Below are 8,806 nucleotides of genomic sequence, written 5' to 3'. Positions count from 1 at the left end.
TCATCCTGACCCGTGGCTGTGATGATGATCCCGAAAAACGGAAGCCATGTGACGGCGCCCTTCGTCAGCCGCTACCTGATCGCCCACGCCTGTTTCGCCTGCCGGCGTTCCTGGAAACTGCCCGTGCGGTTTGGTGGCGTGGGGGAGGGTAGGCGATCTTGTCCCGCATGCGGCGGGGTTCTATGCCTGATGGGGCGCTCATTCAAGGCGCCTAAGCGCACTGACGTCGCCCAATGGCGGAAGGTGGAAGCGCTGTGGCGGCGGGGTTACCGGTTCTGGAGCTATCGCTCGCATCCCGGGGCGGAGCCGCTGCCGGCCACGCTCAAGGAGGTGTCCGGATTCCTGTGGCGCAATCCGGATCATCCCACGCGCCTGAAGTCGGCCCGCGCGGTGGCGGGACGGCGCTGACCACCCCGCCGGTTCCCGGTCTTACTCCCCAGCCCCCGGCGCCGCCGCCTTCACGAAGTGGCGGACGTCGTCCGTGAGCTTATCCAGGGCGGCGCGGTTCAGGTACATCATGTGGCCGGCCTCGTAATAGCTGAAGGTCACGCGATCGGTGGGCACGCCGTTGGCGTTCATGGCGTTCTCGTTGGAGAAGAAGGGCACGCAGATGTCGTACCAGCCGCCGGCCATGAACACCTTCAGCTTGGGGTTCTGGCGCATGGCGTCGCCATACCACGGCGCCACGTTGGCGTAGCCGCCGCCCTCGTCGCCCCAGGTCTTCCAGTCCCAGTTCTTGCCCACGTCGCCGCTGGTCCGGTACTCCCGGTCCATCCTGATGTTCAGGTCGCTCAGCAGGTAGCTCTGCAGCGTGGTGGCGAAGGCGGCGCCCACGCCATAGCCCGACGGGTCACTCTCCACCGTGTCGCCGGCCGAGTCATATTCCTGGCCGGTGTAGCGGCCGTCGTAGATGCCGACGATCTTGCCCTGATCGCGCAGCAGTTCCTTGGCGAAGCGCACGTCGCGGATGCGCAGGTTGGTGCGGTCCAGGTAGGCGGGCGACAGGCCGGTGAAACGCGCCAGCTTGTCGATGGCGCCCTTGCGCTCGGCCGCACTCATGCGGTTGCCCTTCAGCAGGGCCACCGGATACTCCTCCACCGCGAACTTGCGCACCTGGTTCATGAAGGCGTCGAAGCCCATGGAGGTGTCGGCGATCTTCTTGTGGTACCAGGCCACGGCGGCGTAGGTCGGCAGGAAAGCGGGATAGGGCACGTCGTTGCCGCGGTTGAACTCGAACGCGCCATAGTCCACCGCCCCGGAAACGACGATCAGGCCGTTCAGCCCCACGGGCGCGCCATTCTCCAGCAGTTCGGGCAGCAGGGCGCCGATGCGCATGCCGCCATAACTCTCACCACCGATGAAGACGGGGGAATTCCAGCGCTTGTGCTCGGTCAGCCACTTGCGCATGAACTGCGCGATGGAATGGGCGTCCTGCTTCACGCCGTAGTAGTCCTTCTCGTCCCCCTTGGGCAGAAGGCGGCTGTAGCCCGTGCCCACGGGGTCGATGAAGACCAGGTCGGCCACGTCCAGCAGGCTTTGCGGGTTGTCCTTCAGGGGGTAGGGCGGGCTGCCGGCGTTGGTGGCGTCGCTGGGCACGTCCACGCGCTTCGGCCCCCAGGCGCCCATGTGCAGCCACAGGCTGGCGGAACCGGGACCGCCGTTGAACAGGAAGATGAGGGGGCGCTGGGTCGCGTCCTTGACGCCCTTCTTCACGTAGGCGGTGGAGAAGACGGTGGCCGCGTCCTCCTCCTTGTCGTTCACCAGGTGGGTTTCGCCAGCCAGCACCTGGTAGTCCACCCGCTTGCCGTTGAAGGTGCCGCTGCGGTCGATGGTGAAGTGCTTGGGCGTCCAGTCCTTGTCAGCGCCGGGCTTGTCACCCTTGTCGTCGGTTTTGGCCTGGTCGGCGGCCGGCTTGTCGCCGGCGTTGGCCGGCCGGCTGGTGATGGCCATGTGCGTGGTCAGCAGGACCAGGGCCGTGCCGGCCAGCAGGGCCGCCAGCTTCCATTTCGGTGCGGGCATGAGAAGGAACCCCCGTTTTATCCTCAGGTTTCGTCTTGGCAGATTTCGTTTTGCCAGATTTCGTTTTGGGCGAGCCCGTCGCCTCCCCACGGCGCCGGCCCCGTCTTCGCGCAGTCTAGGCATGATAATCCCTTGGCGGCAAAGGTCCCGTCTGTCGCTGGACGCCAAAAAGCGGTATTGCGGCGCTCCACCACAGTGGCCCTCGCAATTTTGCAAGGCGGGACCACATTAGGGGCGGAGCCGAGGCGGCTCCGCATTTTCAGGGGGAGAGAGAATGTTCGCTCGGTTTGGTTCGCGTGCGGTCGCCGCCGTCCTGGCTGTGGCCCTGGCCTTGGCGCCCCTGGCCGCCGATGCCCGCCCGGGCCGCAGTTCCAGTTCCGGCAGCCGCGGCAGCCGGACCTACACCACACCCGCCAACCCCTCGGTGACGGGCCAGCCCATCCAGCGCAGCATCACGCCGCCGCCGGCCGCCGCCCCGGCGGCGCCGGCCTATCAGCCGCGCCCGGCGTTCCAGCAGCCCTTCGCCCAGCCTGGATTCGCCCAACCCAGCTTCACCCAGCGTCATCCCTTCCTGTCGGGCATGATGGGCGGCTTCCTGGGCGCCAGCCTGTACAACTCGCTGTTCGGCCATCATGGCTACGGCGTCGGGGGCGACTACGGCAGCGGGTCGGGTGGCGCCTTTGGCGGCTTCATGCGGCTGCTGATCATGCTGGGCATCGCCTACCTGATCTATCGCCTGGTGCGCATGGCGATCAGCGGCCCTCGGCCTGCCACCTCCTCCGGCATGACCTATGACCTGTACCAGCCGCAGGAGCCGCCCTACCAGGCGACGCCGTTCGGCGGTTCCTATGGCGGGTCCGTGCCGCCCCCGCCGCCGGTTCCCGCCATCGGCGTGCAGATGCAGGGCCAGGACCTGTCGGCCTTCGAGCAGATCCTGACCGGCATCATGGACAGCTGGAGCAAGGGCGACCTGACCGCCCTGCGCCGCCATCTGACGCCGGAGATGCTGTCTTACTACGGCGAGGAGATGACGGAAAACCAGAGCCGCGGCATCCGCAACCAGGTGGCCGACGTCCAACTGGTGAAGGGAGACGTGGTGGAAAGCTGGCACGAGGACGACCGCACCTACTGCACCGCCCTGCTGCGCTGGCGTGCCCGCGACTGGACGGTGGATGAGAACACCGGCCGCGTCGTGGCGGGCGACGAGCACCGCCCGGAAGAGGTGCAGGAGCTGTGGACCTTCGTGAAGGCCGACGGCGGCCGCTGGCTGCTCTCCGCCATTCAGCAGGTCTGAGCCTGTGGCACCGTCGGTCCACCCCGCCGTGCCGATGCCCGGATCGCAGGGTCGCGATCCGGGCGGTCGGCGGCGTCAGGACCGCGCGGTGCCGGCTTTTCCCGACATGGTCTTTCCCGGCCGCCTGACAAGGTGGCGGATGGTGGACACCATCTGTTCCACCTCGAACGGTTTGGTCATGAAGGCGGTGATGCCGGCCGCGTAGGCCCGGTCCCGTTCCTCATCCAGGACGCCGGCGGTCAGCGCCACCACGGGCAGCGCCGTCAGCCCCAATTGCTGGCGGATCAGGCGTGTCGCCTCATAGCCATCCATGACTGGCATCTGCATGTCCATCAGCACCAGGTCATAGGCGTCGGGGGTGGCGGCCAGCCGGTCCAGGGCAAGGCTTCCATCGGCGGCGACATCCACCGCCGCGCCCTCCGCCTGCAGGATCAGGCGGCCGACGTCCTGATTGACGCTGTTGTCCTCCACCATAAGCAGCCGCACCCCCGCCAGCGGCTGGGTGCCGCGCCGGGGCTTGCGCGGCGGCGCCATACCCTCGTTCGGATCGCCCCCATCCGATTCGAGGGTGACCGCCGCTGGCTCCAAGGGCACGGTGAACCAGAAGATGCTTCCCGAGCCCGGCTGGCTTTCGACGCCGATCTCGCCCCCCATCAGGTTGACCAGCCGTTTCGAAATGGCGAGGCCCAGGCCGCTGCCGCCGTAGCGCCGGGTGGTGGAGGTGTCCGCCTGGGTGAAGGCGCTGAACAGTGCTGGCAAGGCGGTGGCGGGGATGCCGATCCCTGTGTCGGTGACGGTGAAGCGCAGGATGACCCGGCCCTGCCGCCAGCCTTCGTGCTGCACCCGGACGGCGACGCCGCCCGTGTGGGTGAATTTGACGGCGTTGCCCGCCAGGTTGACCAGCACCTGCTGCAGGCGCACGCGGTCGCCCATCAGGGCCATGGGTGTGCCCTGGGCCACCGTGGCCGACAGGCCCAGCCCCTTGTCCCTGGCGTTGACCGCCAGCATGGAGGTCAGGCTGTCCAGCAGGTCGGGCAAGCGGAACTCCGCATGTTCCAGGTCCATCCGGCCGGCTTCGATCTTCGAGAAGTCGAGGATATCGTTGATCAGCGCCAGCAGTCCGCGGCCGGCGGTCGATATCTTGGTGACGAAATCCTGCTGGTCCGGCGGCAACTCCGATCGTTGCAGCAAGTGGGTCAGACCCAGGATGGCGTTCATGGGGGTGCGGATCTCATGGCTCATGTTGGCCAGGAAATCCGTCTTGGCCCGGCTGGCGCTTTCGGCCGTGGCCCGGGCGGCCAGCAACTCCGCCTCGTGTTCCCGGATGCCGGTGATGTCCCAGTTCACGCCGATGACGCGGACCGGCCGTCCGTCCGGGCTCCGTTCGGTGATGGAGGCGGCCTTGACATGCCGCAGGCTGCCGTCGGGATGCCGGATCCGGAATTCCGTATCCAGATCCCGCCCGCCGCCCAGCACGCGTCGGAATTCGTCTTCGACCCTGGCCCTGTCTTCCGGCACGCACTGGATGCGCCAGGCGTCGAGGGTGCTGGTTTCGCCGCGCCGCAGGCCGTAGAGCTGGAACATCTGGTCATCCCAGTCCAGGTGGCGGCTCCTCACATCGAATTCCCAGACGGCGATGCCGCTGGCTTTCGTCGCCAGGGCGAGGCGCGACGAAATCATGCGCAGCTCCTGCTCCGCCCGCTTCAGGGGCGTGACGTCGGTGACCAGCACGAAAAAGCCCTGGACGCGGCCCCCGTGGTCGATGTCGGGCATATAATGGACCCAGACGTCGCTGGGACTGCCATCAGCCTTGGTTATGGAGCGCTCGAAGTGCTGCGTCTCCCCCGTCAGGGCCGCCGCGATCTGCGGCTCGTTGGCCTGGTACAGGTGTTCCCCCAGCAGGGTGCGCATGGCGCAGCCGACGATATCCTCCGGCGATCGTCCGAACCACTCCCGGTATTGCTTGTTGGCGAAGCGGCAGCGCAGATCGGCGTCCCAGTACCCCACCATGCCGGGAATGTTGTCGGCGATGGCCCGGATGAAGCGCTGGCTGGCCAGCAGGGCATGGTCCGCGCGCAACTGCTCGGTCACGTCGCGGCCCGATCCGCGATAGCCGACGCATGTGCCGGCATCGTCCAGGATGGGCGTGCCGCTGACGACGATGTGGTGGAGGGTGCCGTCGTCGCCCTGCAGATCGTAGCCGAAATCGCGGAAGGGTTCGCCCCGATGCAGCATCTCCTCGTAATGGTCCAGCCTCGGGTCGTCCGCCCTGACCGACAGGTCCCGGCGGGTCTTGCCGATCAGCGTGCTGGGGTCTAGCCCGATGCGGGCGACCCCCTGGGACATGGCAGTGAAGCGGCCATCGCGGTCCGCCTCCCAATACCAGTCGGTGGACAACTCGGTCAGCGTCTTGAAACGCGCCTCCCGTTCCGCCAGGTCGGCGGTGCGTGCCTTCACCTCCGCCTCCAGGCGCTGGGCCTGGCCCGCCTTTTCCTCGCCTGCCTGCAGTTTCCGGGACAGGTTCAGGAGATACAGGTGCAGCAGCAGCGACACCAGGATGCCGCCAATGGCCAGTCTGGTCGCCGCCATCCAGGGCGGGGTGAGGTTCAAGGGCGGCAGGAACAGGGGGGTGGCCTGGAAATGGACCATCCAGCGCCGGCCGAAGACGGTCAGGATCTCATCCCGGCTCACGCCCTCCACCGCGCCCTCCGCGGTGGCCGGGGCGGTGTAGAAGGGCGGGGCGTCGGGTGTGTCGGTCACATCCCGCAGGGTGAAGGAGATGTCGTCGCGGATCAGTTCCGACTTCGCCAGCACGTCGCTGATCAGCAGCGGCACATAGGTCCACCCGATGGTGGCGGCGGCGCGTTGCGCAGGCGTGTGGATCTCGCTGCCAAGCGAATAGACGGGCAGCAGGAGAAGAAAGCCCTGTGCCGGCCGGCTGTCGGCCTGAACCAGAGTCAGGGGTGCTGTCAGGCGCGGCTCGCCAAGGCGCATGGCATCCACCGCCGCCAGGCGCCGGTCTGGATCGGAGGCGATGTCCAGGCCGATGGCGGCGGCGTTGCGGCTTTCCGGCTCCACATACTGGATGATGAAGCGCTCGCCCTCATGGGCGGTCAGTTGCCGGACACGGAACCCGTCGCGCCCGCTACGCCGTTCCCGGTCCACGAACGCCGTCTCCGCCGATGGCGCCACGCGGCGGACGAAGCCGAAGCCCAGGGCGCCGGGGAATTCCTCATCCAGGGAGCGGGTGGAGGCGGAGAGGCGGAACTGCTCCCGCGTCAGCGTATCCGTCCCGGCGACCACGATGGCGCTGCGGGCGCCGCGCAACCCGTACTGGAACAGGTTCAGGCGCTGGTGCAGATCTTCCGTCAACTCAGCCGCGCGGAGGCCCAGGCTGCTGGCGGCGGCGGCGCGGTTGTGGCCATGAACCAGCCAAGCCGCGGCGACCCCTCCAACGAGAACCAGAACCAGGACGATGAGGGGGGCCGCTATTCGATGATAGACCAACCCAAACGCAAGACCAGGCAAGCGGCCAGGACGCGGGCCGCCTTCATGGCTTGAAAAGAGACGCGTCCAGGCCATTCCCCACCCATCGACATTTCGGGAGAGCTTAGGCCCAAATTCTGGATGAATCTTTACCAGCCAAGGATATTCGCCGACTATATACTTTAGATATTCGGTTAAAATTCCCAAGGACACTATTTTGTCGCCGAAGTAACTGGCTGGCGCGGATCCGCCCGTCTCACGCGGCGCTTTTGTGACAGGCCACCGGTCACCGCGCGATCAGGGCGTGGGGCAGACAGGCCTAGGGCTGTCCGGGTGCCAAGCCGGTTGCGTTTTCACGCGATTCCGGCCATGAAAACCCCTCACTCCATGATTGGACTTGATGGCGAAGACGATGGCTTATCGGATTGCGGGCGAGACGGGCGAATGGGAAGTGGTGATCGGGCTGGAGGTCCATGCCCAGGTCGTCTCTAATGCCAAGTTGTTCAGCGGGGCGGCGACCGCCTTCGGCGCCGCGCCCAACAGCCAAGTCAGCTTCGTTGACGCGGGCTTCCCCGGCATGCTGCCGGTGATCAACGAGGTCTGCGTGGAGCAGGCGGTGCGCACGGGCCTGGGCCTGAAGGCGCAGATCAATCTGCGCTCGGTCTTCGATCGCAAGAACTACTTCTATGCCGACCTGCCATCCGGCTACCAGATCAGCCAGTTCCAGCAGCCCATCGTCGGCTATGGCACCATCGTGCTGGACCTGGCGGACGGCTCCACCCGAGAGGTCGGCATCACCCGCCTGCACCTGGAAATGGACGCAGGGAAAAGCCTGCACGACCAGAACCCGACCAAGACCTATATCGACCTGAACCGGTCGGGCGTGGCCCTGATGGAAATCGTGTCGGAACCCGACATGCGCACGCCGGAGGAGGCCGCCGCCTACCTGCGCAAGCTGCGCACCATCCTGCGCTACCTCGGCACCTGCGATGGCAACATGGAGGAAGGCTCCATGCGCTGCGACATCAACGTGTCGGTGCGCAAGCCGGGTGAGAAGTACGGCACGCGGACGGAAACGAAGAACGTCAATTCCATCCGCTATGTCCAGCAGGCCATCGAGTATGAGGCCCACCGCCAGGTGACGCTGATCGAAGATGGCGGCACCGTCGTCCAGGAAACCCGCCTGTGGGATCCGAACAAGGGCGAGACGCGGTCCATGCGCTCCAAGGAGGAGGCGCACGACTATCGCTACTTCCCCGATCCGGACCTGCTGCCGCTGGAACTGGACGCCGATTGGGTGGAGCAGATCAAGGCCACCCTGCCGGAACTGCCGGACGACAAGAAGGCCCGTTTCATGGCCGACTACAAACTGCCGGTCTATGACGCCGGCGTGCTGGTGGCCGAACGGTCGCGCGCCGACTTCTATGAGGAAGTGGCCCGGGGCCGTGATCCCAAGCAGGCCGCCAATTTCGTCATCGGCGACCTGCTGGGCGCGCTGAACAAGACGGGTGCCGACATCGACAGCTCGCCCATCAGCGCCGCCGCGCTGGGCGGCCTGATCGACCTGATCGCCGACAACACCATCTCCGGCCGTATCGCCAAGGAGGTGTTCGCCGACATGCTGGAGACGGGCAAGCCCGCCGCCCAGATCGTGGAGGAGAAGGGCCTGCGCCAGGTCACGGATACGGGCGCCATCGACCAGGCCATCGCGGCCGTGATGGCGGCCAACGCCGACAAGGTGGCGGAGTTCCGCGGCGGCAAGGACAAGCTGTTCGGCTTCTTCGTCGGCCAGGTGATGAAGGCCACCCAGGGCAAGGCCAACCCGGCGCTGGTGAATGAGATCCTGACGGCCAAGCTGAAGGGCTGAAGCCTGGGAGCCGAGGCGCAGGATCAAGGTTAAGACCGGCGCCTTGGGCCTTGGCCCGACAGGCAAAAGTAGCGCTTCGCCGGGGTGTTCGCCGGCGAAGCCGGGGGAGGGGGGCCAATTGTCCCCCTTTCATTTCCCGC

General features: G+C 66.7%; 5 protein-coding genes. 3 read left to right on the top strand and 2 right to left on the bottom strand.

The window, feature by feature from the left end; genetic code table 11:
- The first annotated feature begins 48 nt into the window (after nt 1–48).
- Nucleotides 49–408 carry a hypothetical protein gene (locus I55_RS36550; RefSeq protein WP_148294062.1) on the top strand — a complete coding sequence of 120 codons (360 nt, stop codon included), beginning with the start codon at nt 49–51 and terminating at the stop codon, nt 406–408.
- Nucleotides 409–429: 21 nt separating this feature from the next.
- Here I55_RS36550 and I55_RS30655 read toward each other — a convergent pair whose 3' ends face one another.
- Nucleotides 430–2,019: a S10 family peptidase gene (locus tag I55_RS30655; RefSeq protein WP_252181376.1), complete on the bottom strand. Its 1,590-nt coding sequence runs from the start codon at nt 2,017–2,019 to the stop codon at nt 430–432.
- 274 nt (nt 2,020–2,293) lie between these two features.
- Here I55_RS30655 and I55_RS30650 point away from each other — a divergent pair, with 274 nt between their 5' ends.
- The gene (locus I55_RS30650; protein WP_044564519.1) at nt 2,294–3,313 is read left to right on the top strand and encodes a TIM44-like domain-containing protein; all 1,020 of its coding nucleotides are present in this window, start codon (nt 2,294–2,296) and stop codon (nt 3,311–3,313) included.
- 75 nt (nt 3,314–3,388) lie between these two features.
- Here the strand turns inward: I55_RS30650 and I55_RS30645 are convergent, their stop codons facing one another.
- Complete coding sequence (locus tag I55_RS30645; protein ID WP_159107305.1) at nt 3,389–6,820, bottom strand: CHASE domain-containing protein; 3,432 nt, start codon at nt 6,818–6,820, stop codon at nt 3,389–3,391.
- Nucleotides 6,821–7,211: 391 nt separating this feature from the next.
- Between I55_RS30645 and gatB the strand changes: the two genes are divergently transcribed.
- Nucleotides 7,212–8,666, top strand: coding sequence for an Asp-tRNA(Asn)/Glu-tRNA(Gln) amidotransferase subunit GatB (gene gatB / locus I55_RS30635; RefSeq protein ID WP_044564520.1), 1,455 nt, complete (start codon nt 7,212–7,214; stop codon nt 8,664–8,666).
- The last annotated feature ends 140 nt before the right edge of the window (nt 8,667–8,806 follow it).

The sequence above is a fragment of the Azospirillum sp. B4 genome (assembly GCF_000333275.1).
Taxonomy (GTDB): Bacteria; Pseudomonadota; Alphaproteobacteria; order Azospirillales; family Azospirillaceae; genus Nitrospirillum.
The sequence above is the reverse complement of the archived record's forward strand: the minus strand, read 5'-3'. Positions and strand labels throughout refer to the sequence as shown.

Bases quoted from the DNA above. Each gene is read 5' to 3' on its own strand.
- I55_RS30650 (WP_044564519.1), top strand. From the start codon at position 2,294: ATGTTCGCTCGGTTTGGTTCGCGTGCGGTCGCCGCCGTCCTGGCTGTG.
- I55_RS30655 (WP_252181376.1), bottom strand. From the start codon at position 2,019: ATGCCCGCACCGAAATGGAAGCTGGCGGCCCTGCTGGCCGGCACGGCC.
- gatB (WP_044564520.1), top strand. From the start codon at position 7,212: ATGGCTTATCGGATTGCGGGCGAGACGGGCGAATGGGAAGTGGTGATC.